Source organism: Litchfieldella anticariensis FP35 = DSM 16096, from assembly GCF_000409775.1.
GTDB classification, from domain to species: Bacteria; Pseudomonadota; Gammaproteobacteria; order Pseudomonadales; family Halomonadaceae; genus Litchfieldella; species Litchfieldella anticariensis.
Genome location: NZ_KE332388.1, coordinates 317,179 through 342,497 on the forward strand (window position 1 = coordinate 317,179; position 25,319 = coordinate 342,497).

Genomic DNA, 25,319 nt, shown 5'->3' on the forward strand with positions numbered 1-25,319 from the left:
CTCACGCCAAGCTCATTAACAGTGGTAACAGCCATGACCGATTTGCAGCATGCCGCACGCCAGGCCCTGGCGATGATGGATCTGACCAGCCTCAACGACGACGACAGCGATGCGCGTATCGTTGCACTGTGTCGCCAGGCGAAAACACCAGTGGGCTCTCCCGCTGCGATCTGCATCTATCCGCCATTCATTGCCAGGGCGCGGAGCGAACTCGAGTTGCTGGGGCTCGGCGGTATTGTAAAAATCGCCACCGTCACCAATTTTCCTCACGGTGATGACGACATCGACCAGGCCGTCCACGAGACGCGCGAAGCCGTGGCCTTGGGCGCCGATGAGATCGACGTGGTCTTCCCCTATCATGCGTTGATGGCTGGCGATACGACCATGGGCCAAGCGTTGGTCGAGGCCTGTAAGGCGGCCTGTGGCGGGCGCCCGCTCAAGGTGATTCTGGAAACCGGTGAATTGAAACAACCCAAGTTGATCCGCCAGGCCAGCGAGCTGGCCATCGCCGGTGGCGCCGACTTCCTCAAGACTTCCACCGGCAAGGTCGAGGTCAACGCGACCCTGGAGGCTGCCGAGATCATGCTGAGCACTATCCGCGACAGTGGCCGAGACGTCGGCTTCAAAGCCGCCGGTGGCGTGCGCACCGCCGAGGAGGCCAAGGCCTATCTCGACCTCGCCACCCGGCTGATGGGAGAAACCTGGCTCACCCCGGCACACTTCCGCTTTGGTGCCTCGGGACTACTTGGCAACCTGCTCGCCACTCTAGGAGTCGAAGCGGGTACGCGCCCGACATCGGGAGGCTACTGATGTTGCCGCAGGAGATCATTCGCCGTAAACGCGACGGCCAGGTGCTCAGCGGCGAGCAGATCCGCCAATTCGTCGCCGGCATTGCCGATGACAGCATTGGCGACGGCCAGATCGGCGCCTTCGCCATGGCAGTATTCCTCAACGGCATGAATGCTGACGAAGCAGTGGCGCTGACCACGACTATCCGCGACTCCGGCGAAGTGCTCGATTGGCGCGGGCTAGACCTGCCTGGCCCGGTACTCGACAAGCACTCCACTGGTGGTGTGGGCGATGTGGTATCGCTAGTGCTCGGCCCCTGGGTCGCCGCCTGTGGCGGCCACGTACCGATGATCTCCGGGCGTGGCCTGGGTCATACCGGCGGCACCCTCGACAAGCTGGAGTCGATTCCCGGTTATGATGTCTCACCGGACAACGCCACCTTCCGCCGCCTGGTCAGAGATGCCGGAGTGGCGATCATCGGCCAGACCGGTAACCTGGCCACCGCTGACAAGCGCTTTTATAGCATTCGTGACGTCACCGCCACCGTGGAGTCCATTCCCCTGATCGTGGCCTCGATCCTTGGCAAGAAACTGGCCTGTGGCCTCGAGGCACTGGTCATGGATGTCAAGGCCGGTAGCGGCGCTTTCATGCCTACCGATGCCGCCTCACGAGAATTGGCCGAGGCCATCGTCACTGTCGCCAATGGTGCCGGCACCCCAACCACGGCACTGCTAACCGACATGAACCAGGTGCTGGCAAGCTGTGCCGGCAACGCCCTGGAAGTCCACGAGGCCACAACGCTACTGACCGGTGAACGTCATGACGGGCGCCTGTTCGAAGTCACTCGCACACTGGCGGTCGAGATGCTGCTTGCGGGAGGGTTGGCTGATTCACGCGAAGCGGCACTCGAACGGCTCGATTCGGCACTAAGTTCTGGCGCTGCCGCTGAACGTTTCGAGCGCATGGTCGCTGGGCTCGGAGGGCCTGGGGACTTTCTCGCTCACCGTGAACGCTATTTACCCCAGGCACCCATCGTGCGCGCGGTGCATGCCAACCAGCCAGGACATGTCCAAGCCATGGACACTCGGGCACTGGGCATGGCGGTAGTCGAACTCGGCGGCGGCCGCCTGAAGTCCGGTGCCACCATCGACCACGCCGTAGGGTTGGCTCACGTCGCTGCCATTGGAGAGGCCGTGGACAGCGAACGGCCACTAGCGTTGGTGCATGCCCGCACCGAAGCCGATGCCGAGCGTGCTGCCCAACAGATACATGACACCTTCGTCATCAGCGATTCCAGGGCAACGCCCCCGACTCTGGTTCACGATGTAATTCGTCCTATTACCCATGCTGGGGAGGCCATATGAAACGTGCCATCGTTCTGGTTTTGGACTCCTTTGGCATCGGCGCCACACCGGATGCCGAGGCTTTCGGTGATGCCGGAGCCGATACTCTGGGTCATATCGCTGAGACTTGTGCTCGGGGGGAAGCCGACATTGGCAGACAAGGCCCACTTTCGCTGCCCAACCTGGCCAGTCTGGGGCTTTTTCATGCCCACCATGCGAGCACTGGTAGCTGGGCACCAGGGGTTGAGGTACCGGCCACCATCAATGGTGCTTATGGCCATGCCCGCGAACTTTCCTCGGGCAAGGACACCCCCTCTGGCCACTGGGAGATCGCGGGAGTACCGGTGCTGTTCGAATGGGGCTATTTCAAGGACAAGGAGGCGAGCTTTCCGCCCGAGTTGCTCGACGCACTGATTCGAGAAGCCGAACTGCCCGGGTTACTTGGCAATTGTCATGCTTCGGGTACCACGATCATCGAACGTCTCGGCGAAGAGCATGTGCACAGCGGCAAGCCAATCGTCTATACCTCCGCAGACTCGGTATTCCAGATAGCCGCGCATGAAGATACCTTTGGTCTCGAGCGCCTCTATCGGCTATGCGAGATCGCTCGGCGCCTACTCGAGCCTTACAATATCGGGCGGGTAATCGCTCGCCCCTTTACCGGGGAGAACGCCACGAGTTTCTCGCGGACCGCCAATCGGCGCGACTATTCGGTGGAACCGCCCTCACCCACGGTGTTGCAAAAGCTCGTCGACGAAAAAGGCGGTGACGTAGTGTCGATCGGCAAGATCGCCGACATCTACGCTCACTGCGGCATCACTCGAAAGGTCAAGGCCAGCGGCCACGACGCCCTGTTCGACGCCACCCTCGACGCCTTCGAGCAAGCCGGCGACAACACCCTGGTCATGACCAACTTCGTCGACTTCGATATGGTCTACGGCCATCGCCGCGATATCGCCGGCTACGCCGCGGCACTGGAAGCCTTCGATGCACGCCTGCCGGAGTTGCTGGAACGCCTCGCACCAACCGATCTACTGATCATCACCGCCGACCATGGCTGCGACCCAACCTGGCACGGCAGCGATCATACGCGGGAACATATTCCAGTATTGGCCATTGGCGGCGGGCTGCAGCCTGGTTCATTGGGCATGCGCGAGACCTTCGCCGATATCGGCCAGTCGCTGGCCAACCACTTCGCACTGAGCTCCATGGACTACGGCTGCAGTTTTTTGTGACACGACCCATTACTCAATCGACAGGAGTCAGTTTCCCATGGCGACGCCACATATTCAGGCAGATAAAGGCGATTTTGCCGATACCGTGTTGATGCCTGGCGACCCACTACGCGCACAGTTCATCGCCGACACCTTTCTGACCGATGTCCGGGAAGTCAACCGGGTCCGCAACATGCTGGGCTTCACCGGCCGCTATCAGGGTCGCAAGATCTCGGTGATGGGCCACGGCATGGGCATTCCCTCAGTGTCCATCTATGCCAAGGAATTGATCACCGACTACGACGTCAAGACATTGATTCGTGTCGGTTCTTGCGGTGCGGTGCGCGACGATGTCAAGGTCCGCGACGTGGTAATTGGACTCGGTGCCAGCACCGATTCCAAGGTCAACCGCACGCGCTTCATGGGTCACGATTTCGCCGCCATTGCCGATTTCGACCTGGTCAGCCATGCGGTCAGCGTGGCCCGGGAGAGGCACATTCCACTCAAGGTCGGCAACCTGTTCTCGGCCGATTTGTTCTATTCGCCACAGCACGAGTTGTTCGAACTCATGAAGCGCTATGGCATCGTCGGCGTCGAGATGGAAGCTGCCGGACTATATGGCGTAGCAGCGGAATACGGTGCCCGCGCGATGACCATCTGCACGGTGTCCGACCATATCCTGCGTGGCGAAGCACTGAGCTCGGACGAACGCCAGAATACGTTCAACGAGATGATGGAAGTGACGTTTGAAGCGATACTGCGTGACGATTCCACCAGTCGCAGCAAGGGTTGACCCATGACATACCCGATCCCCAACGACATTCGCCAACGGCTTCTCGCCGTACGCGACAACGCCTACGTGCCCTACTCCCATCATCCGGTAGGCGCGGCATTGGAAAGTGGCAACGGCCAGATCTTCTATGGCTGCAACGTGGAAATCGCCAACTACAAGGGGTTGTGTGCCGAAGCCTCGGCCATCGCCGCCATGGTGTCCAGCGGCCAACAAACCATCACGGCACTTTACGTGATCGGCCCTGGCGAGCACCTATGCACGCCATGCGGCGATTGCCGCCAACGAATCCGCGAATTCGCCTCGCCGGAGACGCAAATCCATGTGCTCGATGCACAGGGCGAATGGCTCAAGAGCTATAGCATGGACGAACTGCTGCCTGACTCCTTCGGGCCTGAGAACCTCGGCCAGTCCTCGCCAATGCGACCTTGAGACGACAGGCGCTATCGCCCCCTCCTGCTCCCGTCCTAAAGCCCGGCCAGAGAACGCCGATACTTTATGGGACTTGCCTTCGTTCTCCGGCGGGGCGACCATTGCTAGCGCTAGCCACAACAACAGAGATACCTGTCGCGGAGCCAGGGAATGCCCATCGCTCGGTTTTCACCCTTCGAACTGCTGCTATTGAAGAGCCGCAACCAGGCCGACACCGCGGGCCTGTTGCTGTTGGCTTGGGTGTTGGCCAGCAAGGGACATCTTGCCGATGCCGACCGACGGCGCCTGACTGAACTGGCACGTGATTTCCGGCATGGTCATGAGCTCGAGCCAATCATCGAGATCGCCGCACAGCAGGATCTAGGCGCCATTCAACTGGCTGCCGAGGTAATGCAAAAGGACTGCTGCGGCGAACAGGCCTACCCCTTCCTGCGCCAGGTCATCGCCCTGGCGGTGGCCGACGGCAAGTTGGCGAGCGCTCACCACCATATCCTGCGCTTTCTGGCCGATCTGCTGGGCGTTTCGCCTTCCGAGTTCGCTCAGTTGTTTGCTGAAGTCGCCGGCAAGGAGTTTGCCAATCCCGACGATCCCAGCCGCACCGGCTACTGGCAAGCCAAGGAGCGTCATCGCCAACAGCAGGAGCACCAGCAGCAAGAACGCCAGCGCAGCCAAGACCGGCACTCTCGTGAACGGCACTCTCATGAGCGATACTCTTCCGGTCAACAGCATCACCAGCGCTCGGGAACGGGCGGCTCCCAGCGACAGCATCGCCACCACTCGACACAAGAGCCACCACCCGGTGACCGAACCCGACGCGCGTTGGCAATTTTGGGTCTGGAACCGGGTGCCAGCCGCAGCGAGATTCGCAAGGCCTATCGCCGACTGGCACAACTCCATCACCCAGACCGATTCTTCGCCGAAGGAGAGGCGATGGTGGCCAACGCTTCGATGCGCTTTCAGAAGATCAAGAAGGCCTATGACTACTTGATGCAGGCAAGCTGAACACTATGCGCGACCTCTACAAACGTCTGGGCATCACCCCCCAAGCCTCCGACAGCGATATCGCCACGGCCATCGAGGCCTGCGAACATACGGCTCTGAAAGCCGATGCGCGTACGGTACTAAGTGTGAAGTCGCGCCGCGAAGAGTATGACGCCCTGCATGCTACGCTGTGCGACATTGGACTACTGCGGGCACGGCTCGGCCTCACTCACGGTCGTTACTGGCAGGACAGCGTGGCCAATGACTTCTCGTTGCCGCCGGACAACACCTGCTCGCAACACGACGAGTTGATCGGCCGCGTGACCCACGCCGTAACGCTACACAATCGCTGGCAGCGCTGGCGCGGGCCTTGGTCGATGGCTGGCCTGCTGGCCGTTGGCATCATGCTGGGGATAGCGCTCTGCCATCTATTGTTGCGATAGCCACGCTGTGATCCTGCTCATCAGCCAGGAAACAGGCATCCAGCACCCTTTGTAGTGCAGCACCGCGTGCAAAGTCGGGCTGGTCGTTGTGGCCGCTCACGATACCGGTGATGAAACGCTGGTAAATGCTCGGCGTCGGCGGACACTCAACCGATGTCCATTTCGCCTGATGCACATCGTCGTCAAAGCAAGTCAGTACCCTATCCCGTGCATCGTCAAGTACTACACTCACCGCCCCCTTGTCACCATACACGCTTAGCTTCAGCGAATTGAGATGCCCGGTGGCCCAGCGCGTGGCCTGCACGGTTCCCAGTGCGCCACCCTCGAACTCGACACGCATCAGAGCACTATCGTTGGCGTCTAGACCGTAATCGCCGATCCGATCCCCAGGGGCCTTGTCGAAGCACTTGAGCTGGCAGTTGACCCGCGTGATATCGCCTACCGGGAAGCTGGCGAAATCGAGGATGTGCACCCCGACGTCACCCAGTACGCCCTTGCTGCCATGTGCCTCGGACAACCGCCACAGCCACTGACTGTCGCTATCCCAGCGGCCCCAGGCATGACTCACCAGCCAGCTCTGCAGGTAGCTGGCATCGACATGCATCACCCGACCGATAGCGCCGGAAGCGATCAAATCGCGAGCGTGCTGGATCGCTGGGGCATCGCGGTAGCTCAGGTTGATCATGTTGATCACCCCAGCACGACGCGCGGCTTCCGCCATTTCCTCGGCGTCGGCGGCATTGGTGGCCAGGGGTTTCTCGCACAGAATATGCTTGCCGGCGGCGATGGCGGCCAGTGACGTTACCTTATGGGCGCCGTCGGGAGTGACATTGGCCACCGCCTGGATGTCGTCACGCGCCAGCATTGCCGCGAGGTCGGTAGATACTTCGGCAATGCCGTGCTGCTCGGCGAAGGCACGCGCCTTATCGCCATCCAGATCGCAGACCGCCACCACCTCGACGCCCTCGATCGCCTTGAAATGCTTGGCATGTTCGCCGGCCATGCTACCGGCACCGATGATCGCGAGTTTGATCATTAGCGGAATCCCTCCTCTCCTGGCTTGTGCAAGCCTTCTCCCTTGGCCGTCACCGGGTTCGGCGCTCGTTCCGGCGGCACATTGGGACAGCTGTCAATCCAGCGCGATCCCTCGGGACGCGCCCACTTCACGGCGTTTTTCAGCACCCGGCGGACCTGCTCGTCGTAGTAGATGGGATAGGTTTCGTGTCCGGGACGGAAGTAGAAGATCTTGCCGTTGCCGCGCTTGTAGGTCAGCCCCGAACGGAATACTTCACCGCCCTCGAAGGCACTGATGAAGATCACCTCATCAGGATTGGGTACCGCAAATGGCTCACCATACATCTCGGTGTGCGGCAGCTCGATGTAATCCCCCAGCCCCTGGACGATGGGATGGCCAGGATTGACCACCCACAACCGCTCGCGCTCGCCGGCTTCCCGCCACTTCAGTGAACAGGTGGTCCCCATCAGGCGCTTGAATATCTTCGCGTAATGGCCGGAGTGCAGCACCAGCAGCCCCATACCCTGCAGCACCCGTTCCTGCACCCGGTCGACGATCTCATCGCGCACCTCGCCGTGGGCGGCATGCCCCCACCACAGCAATACCTCGGTGTTCTCCAACACGTCCTCGGTGAGGCCGTGCTCGGGGTCCTGCAGCGTCACCGAGCGAGCCTCGATCTCGGGGTCTTCGTTCAGAGCGGCAGCAATACAGGCATGCATGCCATCGGGATAGATTCGGGCAACCACTTCGTTGGTCTGTTCATGCACATTTTCTCCCCAAACGGTGACCTTGAGTGTCATCGCGACTCTCCTTTCAGGGTGATTGATGGATATATCGTATGCTTTGCTTGATAGCCGATATCGTGGAAAGTAAACGCTTACGCATTGAGAGTAAACGTTTACCCATAACTTTTCACGTCAATCCAACCAAAGTATGGGAAGGCAAACCATATGCCGATAATGGCCATTGGTGCGAAAAACAGACGCTTGGTGGTTCTCTGTCGTGAATGCGGGCAGCTCAGCTCGTTTGGCGTGGAACCAGAACGACCGGCAACGTGACATGGCGAGGGGAAGCACCGGCGATGGCATCGCCCAGCAGGCTCACCGCTTCGCTGGCGATCTGACCGATATCCTGGCGTACCGTGGTCAGTTGGGCAGCCAGAGTCGGCAGATCATCGAAGCCGGTCACCGCTACCTGCTCGGGTACAGCAATGCCATGATCGTCCAATGCAGCCAAGCAGCCCAAGGCCAGTTCGTCCTTGTCACAAACGACGGCGTCGAAGTCTGGTGGCCCCTGCAGCAGCAAACGGGTGAGATGGCGATAAGCGGTCAACCCCGGGTCGTAGTTGAAGGGCACGCTGATGCGAAAGTCGGGCAGCCCTGTCTCAACCAGCGCCTGCAGGTAACCCTTGAGACGATGTTGGTTATGGGGCCATTGCAGATCGTCGCCCATATAGGCGATCTTGCGACGCCCTGTCTCGATCAAATGCCGAGTGGCAAGGTAAATACCATGTTGATCGTCCGGGGCCACTGAGAAACTTCCTGCCTGTCGTTCACCGATTCTCACGAACGGTATCCCGTGGCGGGCAAGCCATGTCGGTCGATCGTCGTCCGGCATGCTGCATAACAGGATCGCCGACCCCGCACGCTGCGATAACGACTCGGTCTCGTCGTGGTGGAAGAAGACCGGCACCATGCCTTGGCGATGCAAGGCCAGCGTCAAGTGCTGATAGATCAAGGTGTAATAGGGGCGCAGCTCGATATCCTGGCGACCGAGGGAAATACCCACCACGGCATTCTTGCCACTGATCAAGGCTCGTGCCGCAGCACTGGGTTGGTAATGGATGTCACGGCTGATCTGCAGGATGTGCTGACGAAGCTTGTCGCTGATCCCCGGCTTGCCGTTCAAGGCGCGGCTCACCGAGGCGATCGATACTCCCGCTGCCTTGGCGATTTCATGGATGGTGGCACTTTTCGCCGGCTGGCCCGGAACATCAGGGTGTCTGGTCATTGGCGAATGCCATGCATGTTACGAGAGAGTGCCACGATTGTGCCCGATTTCCCCTCTCCTTGCAGCTTGAAAGCGGCGTTGCTGCCGCTTGATGGTCACACCGCATCACTCTCGTCCGATGATCGGCCGAAAGGCTAGTCCTGGGATGGCGAAGCATCCGGCGAGCCACCGCTACGACTGGTATCCCCCTCCGGATCGGCGATACCGGCTTCACCCAATGCGCGGCCAGAGGTATCTCGGTCATCAGACGCGGTGTCCTTCCTCTCTTGCCCGGTGCGGTTTTCCATCTGAATGGACATGCGTGGCATGGCCATGTCCATCCCAGCAGCTTCCATACGCTGTTTGAGACGCAGATTGAAGGCGCGTGCTACGTCCCACTGCTTCACCGGTGCCGTACGCATGTGCATGCGCAGCACTGCCGCGCCTTCTTCGAAGCTTTCGATACCCTGCATCTCCAGTGGCGACCAGATGTGATGGCGCATCATCGGGTCCTGGCGCAGTTCTTCGGCAACTTCACGCATCAGGGTGATGGCATCGTCGATCTTGATGCCATGGGGAATACGCACGCGCATCAGGGCAATGCCAAATTGCCGGGACATGTTGTGGATCGAGTTGATCTGGCTGAAGGTGATGGTATGCACGATGCCGTCGATATCGCGTAGTCGCACAGTACGTAGCGTCAAACCTTCGACCGTGCCCATATACCCGCCAAGATCGACGAAGTCGTCGATGGCCAGCGAATCCTCGATCAGGATGAACATGCCAGTGATCAGGTCCTGCACCAACGTCTGGGCACCAAAGCCGACAGCTAGCCCGATGACACCGGCGCCGGCAAGTAACGGCGTGACGTTGACCCCCAGGTTGGCCAGGCCGACGATAGCGGCAATGATCACGATGGTGGCGAAAATGACGTTACGAATCAGCGGTGTGATAGTCTGCACTCGCGCGCTGTTGACCCGCCCGCCGCGTGCTCGTGCCGACGACATCAGCGCCCGATGAATGGCGGTATCGGCAAAGATCCACGCCAACCAGGCCAGCAGCACGGTGAACCCAATAGCCAACAGAGCCTGGCCGATCTGTGCACTGGCCACCCCTTGGCGACCGATGCCAATCAACGAACCACCCCAGACTTGCAGCGACAACTCGGCGAAAACGAACCAGCACAGCAGGTGTGAGAGCGCATAACCGAATCGCTCCAGCCGCTTGCGATATTGCGACATGCGCTTGCGTCGCCCCAAGGCTTCGCTGTTACGTCGAATCAAACCGGTGACTACCAGCGTCACCACCAGCAAGGCAGCGGAGATGATCGAGCGTGTCAGGGCTCCACCGGCATCCCCCATCGAGACGAAAATCGCCACCAGCGATGCCCCTACCAGCAACAGGGCCGGTATGTGCCATAGCCTGCCCAGCACACAGACCAGTTCATCGAAGGTATTGGCCTGTTTGCGCTGTGAGTAGGGACGATTGCAGATCAAATGCTTGATGGGGCGCTTGAAACGCAGCACGAAGGCTCCGGCGATCAAGGCCGCCAGGACATTGGCCAGTATCGAGAGAAAGCCAGCCAAGTTGTCACCGAGTAATGCGATCAACCGGCTGGAATCCAAGGCATCGGCCAAGGCCACCAGTGCCCCGATCACGAACAGGCGACGTACACCACGCCGTCGCAGATAGGCCACGGCGACATAGCGGTGACCGCGAGAGAATACTGAAATGACCACCTCGCAGACCACCGACAGCAAACGCCCACAAAAGGCGATATAAGCGACTACCAGCCCCAGGCTACGCCCGGGGCCCGGCTCGATGAACTGCGCCAAGGCCAGCATCAGGGCAAAGGCAAGCAACCAGGGCAGCAGGCGTCGTACGAAATGTATGCCGAGCAACCAGGCGCGTGGCTCGCGGGGTAATTGCAGTGGCCACCCCTGGCGCTGCGCAATCAGGCGCCCTCCCAGGATCAGGAAAGCCAACACGCCAACCCACAGCGATAGCATGACCGAGGCCTCGAAGATCACGCGTACCACGTCGGCCCATCCTGCCTCGCTGACGATCGCAACCGCTTCCTGCCACGCCTGGTTGAAATGACGCTGCCAGTCATCCAACGGTGACTGGCCGGCCTCGGCTTGCTCACCAAAATCGCTGAGGGTATCGGCCAGGGCGCCAAGCAACCCTTGATGTATCGGCGGCTCCTCTTCTTCCACCTGTGCCGTAGCGTTTCGCAATTCCTTGAGGCGCTCTAGCAGCGCACTACGACGTTCGGAGTTTTCCAGAGTGGCGATCACTTCATCGAGCGACTGCCGCAACGACTCGGGGTCGGGCTTCGGCCCCTGCTGTTGCTCGCTACCCGATTGTTGGTTCCCCGTCAGGTCGGGGAGCGACAGTGATTGGGCCTCCACCCCCGCGACCAACGATAGCGACAAGCACAAACCAAGTAGCAAATGGAGCAAGTGACGGATACCGATACGCCATGAGCAAGCATATGAAAGCGTCTGAAACATGAGGTCTCCCGAAGCGGCGCGCAAAGTCAGAGTCTTCACGAGGCAACGAACAGGGTACAGTACACGGCTCTCGTCACCATCTTTTCAGGACAAGGACGCGTCGCACCATGCTGCCAGACTACTCATTGCTCGCCTGGGCTCTGATCGTCTTCTCCACTTACCTGACCGGCATTTCTAAAGGTGGTTTCGCAGGTGGCTTCGGCGGGCTCTCGGTTCCCTTGATGGCAATCGCCATTGGACCGGTGGAAGCCGCAGGCTTGTTGCTGCCATTGTTGATCGCCATGGATGTCTTCAGTATCCGGGCTTGGTGGGGCAGGCATTCGGTATCCGAGGTCAAACGCCTGGTGCCCGCTGCCGCTATCGGTATCATCATCGGCACCCTGCTTAGCGGCGTCTTCGACGACGATACCGTGCGCCTGATTCTCGGCTTGATCTCGATCCTGTTTGCCGCTTACATGCTATTCAAACCTTTGACCCCGCGCCCACCCCATCCCCTATGGGCTTGGCCGGCCGGCATCGGCTGTGGCTTCACCAGCTTCCTGGCCCACGCCGGCGCACCGCCGGTCAACTTGTACTTGATCCCCCGAGGGCTCGACAAGCCAACGTTCATTGCCACTAGCGTGGTGACGTTCACCTGCGTCAACCTGCTCAAGCTGGGGCCCTATTTGTGGCTCGGCGAGATAAACATCTCCAGCGCCTGGGCCTCACTACTGTTGGTACCGATCGCCTGGGCCGGGGTTCGCAGCGGGTTGTGGTTGCAACATCGCGTCAACGAACGACTATTCTATCGGCTGATCATCCTGGCCATGGCCACGGTGGGTGTGCAGTTGATCTATCGAGCGTTGAGTTAGGCAGCCCTCACGTCGATTTATTCAGCACCTCCTAAGCTATGATAGTCTGCAAAGCATTGACCTACTTTGGCTTTCGGAGTCAGCCATGGAACCGCAATCGCCCCCGATCGGGTACACACCTACGGGCGAGATCCGGCGAGTCGGTGTGGAACTCGAGTTTGCCGGGATCCCCCCTCACCATGCCGCAGGGCTCGTCACCCGGCTGTTCGGAGGGCATGTGCATGTGGTCAGTCCGCATCGCCTCAAGGTGTCCGATAGCCGGTGGGGTGAATTCGTCATCGAACTCGATGCCAAATACGCTCACCCCGACACCAAAGTGATCGATAAGCCCCCCAAGAGCGACACCGAGTGGGATTTGCAGCGCCGTCAGTTGCGGATCGAATTCCACACCAAGACACGTGAATTGATCGGTGATGTAGTAGCCGGCCTGGTGCCCACCGAAATCGCTTGCCCCCCTATTCCCTGGAACGAACTGGGTGAGTTGGACGCCCTGTTCGACGCTCTGCGCGAGCATGGTGCCAAGGGGACCGACGCCAGCCTGCTGTACGGCTTCGGCCTGCACTTGAATCCCGAGGTCCCGAGCCTGGAGCCAGAGAGCATCCTGGCCCACCTACGCGCCTACTTGTTGTTGGCCGCATGGCTGCGAGACCAGATCGACATCGATATCACCCGAGAAGTGTTGCCGCACGCCAACCATTTTTCCAAGGCCTATGCCATCAAGATGCTCGACCCCGCCTACCACCCTGGGCTGGATGAACTGATTGCCGACTATCTCGAGTACAACCCCACTCGTAACCGCGAACTGGACCTGTTTCCCTTGTTCGCCTATCTGCGCCCGGAGTACCCCAGCCAGTTGTTTGCCAATGAATTGGTCAAGCCGCGTCCGACCTACCACTACCGCCTACCCAATGCGCAACTCTCGGTTCCCGACTGGGGAGTGGTCACCGAGTGGAATCGCTGGCGGGAAGTGGAGTGTCTGGCCGCCGACCTTGGCCGGCTCGACGCTCGAGCTCGTGAATACCTTGCCCATCACGCGCAATCCCCCATGTCACGCTGGCTGGACAAGCTACGCGGGTGGATGAACGAATGACGCGTCCTCTGATCGGCATCACCACCTCAGACCGCAAGAGCCTGATCGCCTGGTTCTTCGACTGGCTGGCAGTATGGCGACATGGTGGTCGTCCCCTGCGCCTGTCACCCTCGCGTCCGACACCGGGATCCCTCGACGGCCTGATCATCGGTGGTGGCGATGACATCGAAGCACATCTCTATGGTGGCGAAGTCCAACTCGACGTGCGTGTCGACCCTCAACGCGACGCGTTGGAGCTACGATTGCTGGAGCACTTCATTCCTCAAGGCTGCCCGGTGCTGGGCATCTGCCGTGGTGCTCAGCTGATCAACGTCCATCTCGGCGGCACCCTGGACAGCGACATCTACACTACCCACCAAGGACTCAAGCGGCGCCGGACGGTACTACCGCGCAAGACCGTGGACATCGTCGCCGACACCAAGCTACACCGCATCCTCTCGGTCACCTGGTGTCGCATCAACAGCCTGCATCACCAGGCGGTGCAACGCACCGGGCGTGGCATCGACATCGTCGCCCGCGATCGTGATGGCCTGGTCCAGGGTATCGAGTCCCGCGATCACGACTTCCTGCTTGGTGTGCAGTGGCACCCCGAGTGGCTGATATTCAATCGTCCTCAGCAACGCCTGATTCGCGCTCTAATCAAAGCCGCCGAGCGTCACCGAAGCCAATCCCGAACCGTACTGGAAAGCACTTGAACTTCCTTTGGACCATGGTCGCCTCTCTCACGGCCACGGTTTGCTCTAAGCTGATCCACACAACGATAATGTCTTCAGCACCATAGCGGCGGACCGATTCCCTATGACCACAGCCGTTCCCGCAACCACCACGACTCTGATCGTCGGCGCCGGCCCCGCCGGTTGCCTGCTCGCCAAGCGCCTCTCGGAGGATCCCGCACACCGGGTGGTCCTGCTCGAGGCCGGTGGCAAGGATGGCTACCCCTGGATCCATATCCCAGTGGGTTATCTCTACTGCATAGGCAATCCACGTACCGACTGGTGCTACCGCACCGAGGCCGACCCTGGACTGAACGGACGCAGTCTCGGCTATCCACGTGGCAAGGTGCTAGGCGGCAGCTCATCGATCAACGGCATGATCTATATGCGCGGGCAAGCGCGCGATTATGACCATTGGGCAACACTCGGCAACCCTGGCTGGGACTGGGCTAGCGTCGAACCGCTGTTCAAGGCCAGCGAGGACCACTTCGCCGGCGCCAGCGAACACCACGGCAGTGGTGGCGAGTGGCGGGTCGAACGCCAGCGACTCCAGTGGGAAATCCTCGAGGCCTTCCGCGATGCCGCCAGCGAGTGCGGCATTCCCAAGGTCGATGATTTCAACTGCGGCGATAACGAAGGAGTCAGCTACTTTCAGGTCAACCAGAGAAAAGGCATACGATGGAGCGCCTCCAAAGCCTTCCTGCGTGGCCTGGACAAACGTCCAAACGTCACTATCGTGACCGGTGCCGAGGTCGATCGCCTGCTGTTCGCCGAGTCCGGCTCACGGGATGGTATACGGCCACGTGCCACCGGCGTACGGGTTCGGCTCAAGGGCGCCTGGCAGGCGATGCATGCCGACGAGGTGATCCTGTGTGCCGGCTCGATCGGCTCGCCAGCCATTCTGCAGCGTTCAGGGATCGGGCCACGCCGTCTGTTGGCCTCGCTCGACATCCCCTTGGTCCACGAACTGCCAGGCGTCGGCGGCAATCTCCAGGATCACCTGCAGCTACGAATGATCTTTCGCGTCCAGGGCGTCAAGACACTCAACGAGATCGCCTCGAACTGGTGGGGCAAGGCCGGCATCGCCTGGGAGTACCTGATCTCGCGCAGTGGGCCACTATCGATGGCGCCCAGCCAGCTCGGCGCCTTCGCTCGTTCCGATGCCAGCCAGACCAGCGCCAATCTGGAATATCACGTCCAGCCCTTGTCACTACCGGCCTTCGGCGAGCCTCTGCACGACTTCCCGGCCTTTACCGCCTCCGTATGCTACCTGAGGCCGGAAAGCCGTGGACGGGTCGATATCCGCTCACGTGATCCTTGGGTGGCACCCTCGATCGACCCTCATTATCTGAGTACCGAGGAAGACCGGCGCGTGGCAGTAGATGCCATTCGCCTGACCCGACGCATCGCAGCCTCGAAGGCGCTGGCTCGCTATCGTCCCGAAGAGATCAAACCGGGCCCTGAACTCGAAAGCAACGACGATCTCGCCCGAGCCGCTGGCGATATCGGCACGACGATCTTCCACCCAGTGGGTACCTGCAAGATGGGTCAGGACAGCGATGCCGTGGTCAATGCCCGGCTACGGGTCCACGGTATCGATGGCTTGCGCGTCGTCGACGCTTCGATCATGCCGACTATCACCTCGGGCAACACCTGTTCGCCAACATTGATGATTGCCGAGAAAGCTGCGCAAATGGTGACCGAGGAACGCCATAGCCGTCATCAGCAACCACAACAAGTGAACGACATGGCGACGACAGCCACTTCGTGATCCAGGAGGTATCAATGAGCCTGGAACTGTTTCTCAATGCTACGTCCCCCTACGCCCGGGTGGCACGTATCTGTGCCCAGGAAAAAGGCTTCGGGGATCGCCTGACATTGCGCTGGGTCGACCCTTGGGCCGACGATGAAGCATTGCTCGAAGCCAACCCCCACGCCAAGGTGCCGACACTACGCACACCGGAAGGCGTCACCATTACCGAAACCCTATTGATTGCCTCCTATCTGGACAACATCGGTACCGGCCCCGATCTATTACCGGCTGAAGCGCTGGCCGAGGTATTGCACGGCGTGGGACTCGGCATGGGGTTGATCGATGCCGCTTTCCAACAGACGACCGCCCGCCGGCATGCCGATTTGGACGATCCTGATCGCAGCGTGTTGGGGCGCCGTCGCCTGGCTGCCATCGAACGCACCCTGACGACCCTGGAAGCCGAAACTGCCCCCCGACACCGTTATGCCGATGATGCCCACCTCACGCTAGACGATATCGTCATCGGTGTGGGGTTGGACTACTTGCGTCTGCGTTTTCAGGAGTTGGACTGGGTGTCTCACTATCCAGCCCTGGCAGCCTGGGAGGACGCTCGCTTGTCACGGCGCAGTTTCCAGTACAGCGCTTTCACCTGAACAAGCATCGCTCCTGAACGACATCGGCCACCCTCTTGGAGGGTGGCCGACAGCCAAATGAGGGTACGTAACTACTCGGATCAGTTTTCCAGTTTGGCATCCAGCGTGATATCGGCATTGAACAGCTTGGACACCGGACAGCCCTCCTTCGCCTTGTTGGCACACTCTTCGAACGTCGACGTATCGGCGCCGGGAATCCGGGCAGTGGTGTCGATATGAATCCGGCTAATACTGAAGCCGCTGGCGTCCTGATCCAGGGTGACGGTGGCCTTGGTCTTGATACTTTCGGCTTCCAGGTTCGCCTCGCCCAGAATCATCGACAGCGCCATGGAATAGCAGGCGGCATGGGCGGCACCGATCAATTCCTCGGGGTTGGTTCCCGGCTCACCCTCGAAGCGATGCTTGAAGCCGTAAGGATTATCCTTGAGTGAACCGCTCTGGGTCGACACGGTGCCCTTGCCTTCCTTCAAGCTGCCTTGCCATTCTGCGGACCCGGTCTTCTGGATGCTCATAGCACCTCCCTCCTGGATTGTCTTGACTCGACGGCACCGCAAGATGCCGCCATGGATTTGCCCGAATCAGTGTAGACGGCTGCTAGCAAGTGCGGTCATTTCAATACCGCCAGGGCAGCGTCATAATCCGGTTCCTGCTTGATCTCCGGCACCAGTTGGCTATGGATGACCTGATCGTGTTCATCGAGCACCACCACAGCACGTGCCGTCAAACCACTCAACGGCCCGCTGGACAGCGCGACGCCATAATCACGATGAAACTCGGGATGACGGAACGTCGATAGGGTAATGACATTCTCCAGCCCCTCGGCACCACAGAAGCGCTTGGCAGCAAACGGCAAGTCCGCCGACACCACCAGCACCACGGTATTGTCCAGGGTGGAAGCCAGTTCATTGAACTTGCGTGTCGAGGTCGCGCAAGTGGGGGTATCCACGCTGGGCAGGATATTGAGGACCTTACACTTGCCGGCGAAATCGGCCAGGGTCACGTCCTGCAATTCCTGGTTCGTGAGACACAGCGGTGGTGCCGGGTGGCCAACCACCGGGAAATCACCAGCAACATCGATAGGGGTACCCGCTCGGGTGACCTGGTTCATCTTTGCTCCTCGATCTCATCAGGGTTCACAGCCTCTATACCATAGCCTATGGCGATGTCCTCGGCGCAGATTCAAGTCCGATCCCGGGAATGTCGTAACGCTGCCAATTGCTCGGCCAACGGCATCCGCCCCAGGCGTTGCATGACCGCAATGTTGCGTTCGGGAATTTCCTCGGGATCAGGGTAGTGCGCTAGCGCCCGCTCGATATCGGCTTCACGCAGCAGATGCAGCATCGGCCAAGGCGAACGATTGGTGAAATTGGCAGGATCTCCGGGATCGGTATCCGCGAAGCAGTAATCGGGGTGAAAGCTCGCTAGCTGATAAGTGCCCTCATAGCCCTGATCGATCAACAGCGTCTCGGCGATGGCCAGCAGGTCGAGATAGTCGTCGAAGTCTTCCACTCCGCTGGTCAGCACCAACAGCGTGGTAGCGATGTCCGGAGCACCGTCCAGACGCCGACACTCCTCGATCAGTGTCGTCAGTGTAGCCGGCCAGTCATCGGCGGCGACGCCTACATAGCGAATCGCTTCGCGACGCAGTTCGCGGCCGGCGAAAGGGCAGACATCATGCGCTACCACGAAGTCCTCGACCCAGCTACGGGTCGCGGCAAGCGCACTATCGGATCGGCTCATGGCAAGACTCGGGTGGTGAGAGGATGTCCAGTATAGCCGATATCGCCACCGGTCATTGCAAAGCCCCACGCCCTGGGCCAGCATGGGATAGAAAAGGCTTCCATAAAAATTCATGACATGAAGAGGTCATCATGAACCCCACGTCTCTGCCTCGGGTGCCATTCCCCACCACCGTCGATCTGCCAGCCGTCGAAGTGCCTACCATCGGCCAAGGGACCTGGTACATGGGCGAGGGCCTGGCGCCGCATCGCTCGGAAGTACGCGCCCTGCAGCAAGGCTTGGAACTCGGTCTATCACTAATCGATACCGCCGAGATGTATGGCAACGGCGGCGCAGAACGAGTCGTCGGCGAAGCCCTCGCCGGTCGCCGTGACCAGGCATTTCTGGTATCCAAGGTCTATCCCTGGAATGCCGGACGCGACAACGCCATCGAGGCCTGCGAGCGCAGCCTAAAACGTCTAGATACTGATTACCTGGACCTCTATCTGCTGCACTGGCCAGGTAGTATTCCGCTCGACGAGACGCTGGAGGCGTTCCTGCGCCTGCAGGAGCAGGGCAAGATCCGTCGTTTCGGGGTATCCAACTTCGATGTCGATGACATGGCATCACTGTGTGGGCTACCGGGTGGCGATGCCTGTGCGACCGATCAGGTGCTCTACCATCTTGGGTCACGTGGCATCGAGCTCCAGTTGCGTCCCTGGATGCGCGAGCGAGGCATGCCACTAATGGCGTACTGTCCTCTGGCACAAGGTGGCAGGTTGCGTGACGAGTTGATGTCTCACCCCGAGGTGCTGGAAGTCGCCGCCGAACTCGGTATCACACCGGCTCAGCTACTACTGGCTTGGGTCATTCGCGAATACGAGGGACGTCGCGACGTGATCGCCATCCCCAAGGCGGTGCAGCGCGAGCATGTCGAGCAGAATGCCAAGGCGCTGGAGGTACATCTTAGCGAGGAAGCCATTGCTCGGCTCGATGCCGCTTTCCCGGCACCTGAAGGCAAGGTATCGCTGGATATTGTCTAGAGAAACGCCCCCCGTCGTGAAGCCAGGCGATCCGCCAACCTCGTCGGCTCCGGCAGCTTGGTACGTCCCAGACAACGCACCACCCAAGCCACCGCTGTCTCGAGCCCGAGCCGATGACCTGGCGAGATGTACACCGGCTTCACGCTCTGACGGCTACGCAGCACGGCACCGATCGTCTCGTCGCCATCACGCAGCGGTGTCCATTCACCTCGCCGCGGCGGCACATCATCGTGCGTACCGCACAACCGCGACTTGGCAACGCCAATGGTGGGAATATCGAGCCATAGGCCCAAGTGGGAGGCGACCCCCAGCCGGCGGGGATGCGCGATCCCCTGGCCATCGACCATCACCAGATCAGGAGGTGAATTCAGAAGGGTGAACGCCTGTAGCGCCGCCGGTACCTCGCGAAACGACAGCAATCCAGGAATGTAGGGCATTCGCGTCGGCTCGCGATGAACGACATGTTCAAGCATGCTGAGCCCCGGCCACGCCAGCACCACTACGGCGGCCCGCGTGATTTCGCCGTTCTGCTCGAAACCGATATCGATCCCCGCGATGCGGTGTACGTCACCGATACGATCGCGACACTCCACACGCGGGGCCAAGCGCCATTGAAGTGCGATTGCCTCTTCGGGACTCAATGTCCATTCATGCAAAGGCATCACTGCGCCAACGCTCGCGCATCCGCATCATTCACAAAAACCCCAACCCTCCAGCAACATGCGCAGCTTCTCGACCCGGGCCCGATTCTTGCCCAAATCGGTAACCCCCAGGCGCGAAGCGCTGCGAACATGACAGACACCTTCCTCTTCACTCCACAACAGCTCCAGGTCATCGACGAACCCCAGCGAAGAGTGGCACTCCGCATGCAGGTAGTCATCTGTCGCGGTTATGATCTCCGCTTCCTCGCAGGCGGTCAGAGCGCTCTTGAGCCGACGCATCAACTCTTTCTTGGTGCGCCAACCTGGATCCAATGGCTCGATGTAATGTGCGGTATCTTCCGCCTGGCTGCAGACACTATTGGGCACTGACGGGCAGCTCGCCAACTTGCCCTGATGAACGCCCAGTGTCTGGGGGCGCTTGCTGGTCAATGGGTTGGTGATCATAGAGTGCGTCCTCTGTTGTTGTAGCCATCCCGAATACGCAGGGGAAGTCACACTCCCACAGCATTATATGGAAATATTTTCCACAAACACAAACTTGTCAAGCACCATCGCTCACAGGCCAACAGTCTCTTACCGATGCGACTTCGACTTATCAGTCAAGTTCACCCCTCTCAGGAGCGCAAGTTTCGCTGTCAACGACACACTGAGGACAAGACACGGCACACCACCCTCATCGTGTATCATCGGTCCAATGAAGTCCCACAGAGTTCGGAGCCTGTGTTGAAGCTGATTCATACCGCCGACTGGCACTTGGGCCAGACCTTCCATGGCCAGGAGCGCCATTTCGAGCATCGCGCCTTCCTGACCTGGCTGCTCGATACCCTGGCGGCGCGCCAGGCCGATACCCTGCTGGTGGCCGGCGACATCTTCGACGTAGTCAACCCTTCACTGCGTTCCCAGGAACTGCTCTATGACTTCATCGTCAACGCCCACGAGCGCCTGCCGATGCTGGACATCGTGATGATTGCTGGCAACCACGATAGCGGTAACCGTATCGAGCTCCCGGCGCCGTTGATGAAACGCCTCAATGCCCATGCCCTGGGCCGAGTAAGCTGGTGCGACGACGGCACCCTCGATACCGAGCGCTTACTGGTTCCGCTGACCGATACCAACGGCGAGACGCGTGCCTGGTGCCTGGCACTGCCCTTCCTGCGACCAGCCGAGGTCACCGGTGGCGGGCTGGCCCGCGACGACGACGCTGGGAGCGACAGCCGCAACGACTATGTGGCTGGCATTTCCCGGGTCCACGAACAACTGATCGAGGCAGCGCGTAATCAGCGCCAGCCCGGCCAGGCGCTGGTAGCCATGAGCCACGCCCACCTGCATGGCGCCGCCGTCTCCGAAACCAGCGAACGCCCCATCGTGATCGGCGGCGAAGAGTCGATCTCGGCGACGCTGTTTCCCGAGGAGATCGCCTATGTGGCGCTGGGGCATCTGCACCGCGCCCAACGAGTCGGAGAGGAACGCATCCGCTACAGCGGTAGCCCCCTGCCACTGGACTTCAGTGAAGTGGCCTATCCCCACCAAGTGGTGGAGGTAACCCTGGAGGGCGAATCCCTCTCCGCCGTGGAAGCGATTCCCGTGCCGCGCCCAGTGGCCATGCACCGTATTGGGCCCGCGAAACTTCCCGAGGCGCTGACCGAACTCAAGGCACTGGCGCACGACCCTGCCCTTCCCCGCGAGCAGTGGCCCTGGCTCGAGGTACGCGTCGAGCTCAGTGCGCCGGTGCCCGACCTACGCGCCCAGGTGGAAACCGCGCTGGAGGGCAAAGCGCTGCGGCTGCTGCGACTGGAACGCCGCCTGCCCCAGGTCGACAGCGACAACGCGTCGGCCCGGGTCGATCTGGAAGAACTAGGCCCACGACGCCTCTTCGAGCGCACCTGGCTGGAGCGCTGGGGAGAACCACCCAGCGAGGAAGTGCAGGCCGACTTCGAACGGTTGCTCCAGGACGTACTGGATAACGATACCTTGGAGAGCGCCGCCAGAGAGGAACACGCATGAAGATCCTCGCCCTGCGCCTGGCCAATCTGGCCTCCCTTCCCGGCCCCATGGAGCTCGACTTCACCGTCTCGCCGCTGCGCGACGCGGGCCTGTTTGCCATTACCGGCCCCACTGGTGCCGGTAAGAGCACCCTACTCGACGCGCTGTGCCTGGCACTCTATGGCAGCACGCCGCGGCTGCGTCAGGCGCCCGGCCGCGATGCCCCGCTGCCCGATGTGGAAGGCGAAACAGTGAGCACGGCCGATCCGCGTACCCTGCTGCGCCGCGGCACCGTCAGCGGCTATGCCGAGGTGGACTTCCTGGGCCGCGACGGCCGCCGCTACCGGGCGCGCTGGGCCGTGCGCCGCGCCCGGGAAAAAGCCACAGGACGCCTGCAAGCTGTGGATCAGTCGCTACGCGACCTCGACGACGACCGCCTGCTCACCACCCAGAAGCGCGAGTTCGACCGCCTGCTACCGGAACGTTTGGGGCTCAGCTTCGACCAGTTCACCCGTGCCGTACTGCTGGCCCAGAGCGAGTTCGCCGCCTTCCTGCAGGCCGACGACAACGAGCGCAGCGACCTGCTGGAGCGCCTGACCGGCACCGCAGAATACTCTGCGATCTCCATCGCCGCCTATCGGCGCGCCAACGAGGCAAAAAAGCGGGTCGATGCCCTGGAGACCAAACTCGCCGAAGACCTTCCCGCGGATGCCGAGACCCGTGCCGAACTCGAGCGCACCACCGAGGATGCCCAGCGCCAGTTGGACAGCGTGCAACAGGAAGCCAAACGCCTGGAGACGCGTCAGCAGTGGCACGCAACAGACGAGCAGCTACGCCGTGCCCACGCCGAGGGATGGCAGCAACGACAGGACACCGAGGCCCGTTGGCAGGCACTCGCCGAGGCACGCTCGGATAGGGAGTGGCGCCGCCTACTGCCCCCCCAGCGCCATCGCCTGACACGCCTGGCCGAATTGCCCGGTGAGGTCGCCAACCTCGAGAAGACCCATACCCAAACTCGTCAGGCGATGGAAGAGGCCCAGGTCCGTCAGCAGGACGCCGAAAAGGACCGCGATCAAACCGAGCAAGCGCTGACCGCCGCCACGACTGCGCGGCAGCAGGCCGAACCAACGCTGCGCGAAGCCCGAGCGCATGCCCAGCGCTTCGATACACTAGAGAAGCAACTCGCGGACCTCGAGAAAGCCGGCATCGAACGCCAGCAGCAGGCCAGCCAACTCGCCAAGGCACGCCAACAGGCCGAGAATGACCAGCTCAGGCTTACCCGCCAGCGCGAAGAGTGGCAGGCCACCCTGCGCCGACTGATGGGCGATCACAAACGGCTGGAAAGTGCACGCCAAGCGACACAGAGGGACCATGACCAAGCCGCGCGGCGCGGCCTGGCGCTGAACGAGCTGGCCGCTGCCTGGCAGGAAGCCTGCCGCGCCGAACAAGCCCACCGGAAGCTCACGACGCGTCTGGATGACGACAAAAGGCGCAAGGCACGGCTGATGGAACAGGGCAAGGCCGCGCGGCAGCGGCTGGACGAGCGGGAGCGTCACTACCGCAGCGTGTACGAGGTCATCGAACGCAACCGCGCCGTGCGCAGCGAAAGCGTGATGAAACTCCGCCAACGCCTGCAAGAGGACGCGCCCTGCCCAGTATGCGGTGGCCTCGATCACCCATGGCGCCACCACCCACCGGAGACACCCGAAGCCACCCAACTCGCTGCCCAACAGGCCGAGGAAGATCGCCAGTTGGCGCAGGCACTGCAAGAGCGGGACCAGGCCCAACAGCAGCGCGATGACCTCCTGGGGCAATACCGAGCCGTCGAGGCGTCGCTCACAGAGCAGCTCCAAGACCTGCGGGAAGCCGAACAGCGTCTGGCCAGTGCCCAGCAAGTTCTCTGCAATCATCCCCTGTATGACGAGCTTGCCATCATCGACGCCGGCGAACGCAACGCCTGGCTTGAGCACCAGCGCCAGGCAAGTGACGCAGAGCGTCAACGTACCGAAACGATGCGACAGGAGTTGGCCCGTGCCGAGGCCGAACTGGCACCGCTGGAGGAAACGCTGCGCCAGGGTGAGATACGGCTCGCTCAACTCGAGACCCAGCGAACCGGCCTCGAGCAGGAGCTAGCCAGGCTGGCCGAGCAGACACCTCCTTTGCGCCAGGCACGAGACGAGACCGTCAGCCAACTCAAAGGCATACTCGGCGAGCACGGCTCCCCGGACGCCTGGCAGCAACACCTGGACGCTCGCCAGGATACTGCCCACAAAGCGCGGAATACGGCGCTCGCTAATCTCCATGACGCACAACAGGAGTATCAACGGCTCGCCCAACAGGCGAAATTCGAAACCGAGCAGCTCGCCAAGCTACGCCAGGAACGCGATGCTCTGGACTACGAACTGGCCGAATGGCGCCAGGCTCACCCGGAACTGGACGATGCCACCCTGACAAGGCTGCTCGCCCAGTCAGAGGAGGAAGCCAGACGCCAGGAGCAGCAACTGACCGAAGCCGAGGAGGCGCGTCAGCGCGCTGACGCTAGCCTGGCCGAGCGCCGCCAGTCACTCATCCACCATCGCCGCGATCAAGCGCTGGCCGAGAATGACGAAGCGCTTCTGGGAGGTGACGTAGAGGCCGAGATCCAACGACGCCGGGAAGCGCTGGCCGGCGAGCGAGAATCGCTTGCCCCGCGACTGGAAACCGCCCAGCAGAAGCGTGATGACGCCGTTCACGCGCTGCGTGACGACGACCGGCGCCGGGAACGCCAGCAGGAGGGCCAGGCTGAACTGGAAACGGCGCGTGCCGAGCAAGTGCGCTGGGGTCGTATCAGCGAACTGATCGGCTCGGCCGATGGCAAGGTATTCCGGCGCATCGCCCAAGCCTACAACCTGGAACAACTGCTGGAACACGCCAACCTGCACCTCGCCGGCCTCAGCCGCCGCTACCGCCTGGCGCGCGGCGGCACGCCCCTCGGCCTGCTGGTAGTAGACCACGACATGGGTGACGAACGCCGCTCGGTGCACTCGCTCTCCGGCGGCGAAACCTTCCTGGTTTCCCTGGCCCTCGCCCTCGGGCTGGCCTCCATGGCCTCCGGCGAACTGGTCATCGAGTCACTGTTCATCGACGAGGGTTTCGGCAGCCTCGATCCTCAGTCACTGGCGCTGGCCATGGAAGCGCTGGACGGCCTGCAGGCCTTGGGTCGCCGTGTGGGGGTGATCTCCCATGTGCAGGAGATGCACGAGCGAATCCCGGTGCAAATCCAGGTGGAGCCGCTGGGTAATGGGACCAGCCGGGCAAGGTTGGTTAGCGTTTGAGCAGCGAAGGGGTGAGTTTTCCCTTACGG

General features: G+C 61.2%; 24 protein-coding genes. 15 read left to right on the forward strand and 9 right to left on the reverse strand.

Features of this window, described 5'->3' with window-relative positions; genetic code table 11:
- The first annotated feature begins 33 nt into the window (after positions 1-33).
- From deoC to L861_RS08475, 7 genes are all read left to right on the forward strand, one after another.
- Complete coding sequence (deoC, locus tag L861_RS08445) at positions 34-810, forward strand: deoxyribose-phosphate aldolase (RefSeq protein WP_016416638.1); 777 nt, start codon at positions 34-36, stop codon at positions 808-810.
- Positions 810-2,153: a thymidine phosphorylase gene (gene deoA / locus L861_RS08450; protein WP_016416639.1), complete on the forward strand. Its 1,344-nt coding sequence runs from the start codon at positions 810-812 to the stop codon at positions 2,151-2,153. Before deoC ends, deoA begins: the two co-directional genes overlap by 1 nt.
- Complete coding sequence (locus L861_RS08455; RefSeq protein WP_016416640.1) at positions 2,150-3,367, forward strand: phosphopentomutase; 1,218 nt, start codon at positions 2,150-2,152, stop codon at positions 3,365-3,367. Before deoA ends, L861_RS08455 begins: the two co-directional genes overlap by 4 nt.
- A gap of 37 nt (positions 3,368-3,404) precedes the next feature.
- Positions 3,405-4,139, forward strand: coding sequence for a purine-nucleoside phosphorylase (deoD, locus tag L861_RS08460; protein WP_016416641.1), 735 nt, complete (start codon positions 3,405-3,407; stop codon positions 4,137-4,139).
- A gap of 3 nt (positions 4,140-4,142) precedes the next feature.
- The gene (gene cdd, locus L861_RS08465; protein ID WP_016416642.1) at positions 4,143-4,568 is read left to right on the forward strand and encodes a cytidine deaminase; all 426 of its coding nucleotides are present in this window, start codon (positions 4,143-4,145) and stop codon (positions 4,566-4,568) included.
- Positions 4,569-4,718: 150 nt separating this feature from the next.
- Positions 4,719-5,570, forward strand: coding sequence for a DnaJ domain-containing protein (locus tag L861_RS08470; RefSeq protein WP_016416643.1), 852 nt, complete (start codon positions 4,719-4,721; stop codon positions 5,568-5,570).
- A gap of 5 nt (positions 5,571-5,575) precedes the next feature.
- Positions 5,576-5,992, forward strand: a complete 417-nt coding sequence (locus L861_RS08475; RefSeq protein WP_016416644.1) for a hypothetical protein — start codon at positions 5,576-5,578, stop codon at positions 5,990-5,992.
- On the opposite strand, the gene L861_RS08480 is transcribed toward L861_RS08475, so the two are convergent.
- The 4 genes from L861_RS08480 to L861_RS08495 form a co-directional block, all read right to left on the reverse strand.
- Positions 5,952-7,028, reverse strand: a complete 1,077-nt coding sequence (locus L861_RS08480) for a Gfo/Idh/MocA family protein (protein WP_016416645.1) — start codon at positions 7,026-7,028, stop codon at positions 5,952-5,954. The two genes, L861_RS08475 and L861_RS08480, sit on opposite strands and share 41 nt — an antisense overlap.
- Positions 7,028-7,807 carry a ThuA domain-containing protein gene (locus tag L861_RS08485; RefSeq protein ID WP_016416646.1) on the reverse strand — a complete coding sequence of 260 codons (780 nt, stop codon included), beginning with the start codon at positions 7,805-7,807 and terminating at the stop codon, positions 7,028-7,030. Before L861_RS08485 ends, L861_RS08480 begins: the two co-directional genes overlap by 1 nt.
- Before the next feature lie 217 nt (positions 7,808-8,024).
- A complete protein-coding gene (locus L861_RS08490; protein ID WP_016416647.1) occupies positions 8,025-9,017 on the reverse strand; it encodes a LacI family DNA-binding transcriptional regulator in 993 nt (330 codons plus the stop codon).
- 134 nt (positions 9,018-9,151) lie between these two features.
- Positions 9,152-11,509 (reverse strand): mechanosensitive ion channel domain-containing protein, encoded by a 2,358-nt coding sequence (locus tag L861_RS08495; RefSeq protein ID WP_016416648.1) that lies wholly within the window; start codon positions 11,507-11,509, stop codon positions 9,152-9,154.
- A gap of 107 nt (positions 11,510-11,616) precedes the next feature.
- Here L861_RS08495 and L861_RS08500 point away from each other — a divergent pair, with 107 nt between their 5' ends.
- The 5 genes from L861_RS08500 (at position 11,617) to L861_RS08520 (ending at position 16,569) form a co-directional block, all read left to right on the forward strand.
- Entirely contained in the window at positions 11,617-12,360 is a 744-nt protein-coding gene (locus tag L861_RS08500; protein WP_016416649.1) for a sulfite exporter TauE/SafE family protein, read from the forward strand.
- Positions 12,361-12,445: 85 nt separating this feature from the next.
- Positions 12,446-13,450, forward strand: a complete 1,005-nt coding sequence (locus L861_RS08505; RefSeq protein WP_016416650.1) for an amidoligase family protein — start codon at positions 12,446-12,448, stop codon at positions 13,448-13,450.
- Positions 13,447-14,145, forward strand: a complete 699-nt coding sequence (locus tag L861_RS08510) for a gamma-glutamyl-gamma-aminobutyrate hydrolase family protein (RefSeq protein ID WP_016416651.1) — start codon at positions 13,447-13,449, stop codon at positions 14,143-14,145. Before L861_RS08505 ends, L861_RS08510 begins: the two co-directional genes overlap by 4 nt.
- A 103-nt stretch (positions 14,146-14,248) precedes the next feature.
- A complete protein-coding gene (locus tag L861_RS08515) occupies positions 14,249-15,934 on the forward strand; it encodes a GMC family oxidoreductase (protein ID WP_016416652.1) in 1,686 nt (561 codons plus the stop codon).
- Between the two features lie 14 nt (positions 15,935-15,948).
- Entirely contained in the window at positions 15,949-16,569 is a 621-nt protein-coding gene (locus L861_RS08520; protein ID WP_016416653.1) for a glutathione S-transferase family protein, read from the forward strand.
- An 80-nt stretch (positions 16,570-16,649) separates the two neighbouring features.
- Here the strand turns inward: L861_RS08520 and L861_RS08525 are convergent, their stop codons facing one another.
- The 3 genes from L861_RS08525 to L861_RS08535 all read right to left on the reverse strand — a co-directional run bounded on the left by L861_RS08525 (position 16,650) and on the right by L861_RS08535 (position 18,309).
- The gene (locus tag L861_RS08525) at positions 16,650-17,081 is read right to left on the reverse strand and encodes an OsmC family protein (RefSeq protein WP_016416654.1); all 432 of its coding nucleotides are present in this window, start codon (positions 17,079-17,081) and stop codon (positions 16,650-16,652) included.
- A gap of 95 nt (positions 17,082-17,176) precedes the next feature.
- Positions 17,177-17,677, reverse strand: coding sequence for a thiol peroxidase (gene tpx / locus L861_RS08530; protein WP_016416655.1), 501 nt, complete (start codon positions 17,675-17,677; stop codon positions 17,177-17,179).
- A gap of 71 nt (positions 17,678-17,748) precedes the next feature.
- Positions 17,749-18,309 carry a DUF1415 domain-containing protein gene (locus L861_RS08535; RefSeq protein WP_016416656.1) on the reverse strand — a complete coding sequence of 187 codons (561 nt, stop codon included), beginning with the start codon at positions 18,307-18,309 and terminating at the stop codon, positions 17,749-17,751.
- A 131-nt stretch (positions 18,310-18,440) separates the two neighbouring features.
- Here L861_RS08535 and L861_RS08540 point away from each other — a divergent pair, with 131 nt between their 5' ends.
- Positions 18,441-19,331, forward strand: coding sequence for an aldo/keto reductase (locus tag L861_RS08540; protein WP_016416657.1), 891 nt, complete (start codon positions 18,441-18,443; stop codon positions 19,329-19,331).
- Here the strand turns inward: L861_RS08540 and nfi are convergent.
- Both nfi and L861_RS08550 read right to left on the reverse strand, forming a co-directional pair.
- Positions 19,328-19,993: a deoxyribonuclease V gene (gene nfi, locus L861_RS08545; RefSeq protein ID WP_016416658.1), complete on the reverse strand. Its 666-nt coding sequence runs from the start codon at positions 19,991-19,993 to the stop codon at positions 19,328-19,330. The two genes, L861_RS08540 and nfi, sit on opposite strands and share 4 nt — an antisense overlap.
- Positions 19,994-20,020: 27 nt before the next feature.
- Positions 20,021-20,437, reverse strand: coding sequence for a DUF1499 domain-containing protein (locus L861_RS08550; RefSeq protein ID WP_016416659.1), 417 nt, complete (start codon positions 20,435-20,437; stop codon positions 20,021-20,023).
- Between the two features lie 276 nt (positions 20,438-20,713).
- Here L861_RS08550 and L861_RS08555 point away from each other — a divergent pair, with 276 nt between their 5' ends.
- Positions 20,714-21,997 (forward strand): exonuclease SbcCD subunit D, encoded by a 1,284-nt coding sequence (locus L861_RS08555; protein WP_016416660.1) that lies wholly within the window; start codon positions 20,714-20,716, stop codon positions 21,995-21,997.
- Positions 21,994-25,290, forward strand: coding sequence for an AAA family ATPase (locus L861_RS08560; protein WP_016416661.1), 3,297 nt, complete (start codon positions 21,994-21,996; stop codon positions 25,288-25,290). Before L861_RS08555 ends, L861_RS08560 begins: the two co-directional genes overlap by 4 nt.
- The last annotated feature ends 29 nt before the right edge of the window (positions 25,291-25,319 follow it).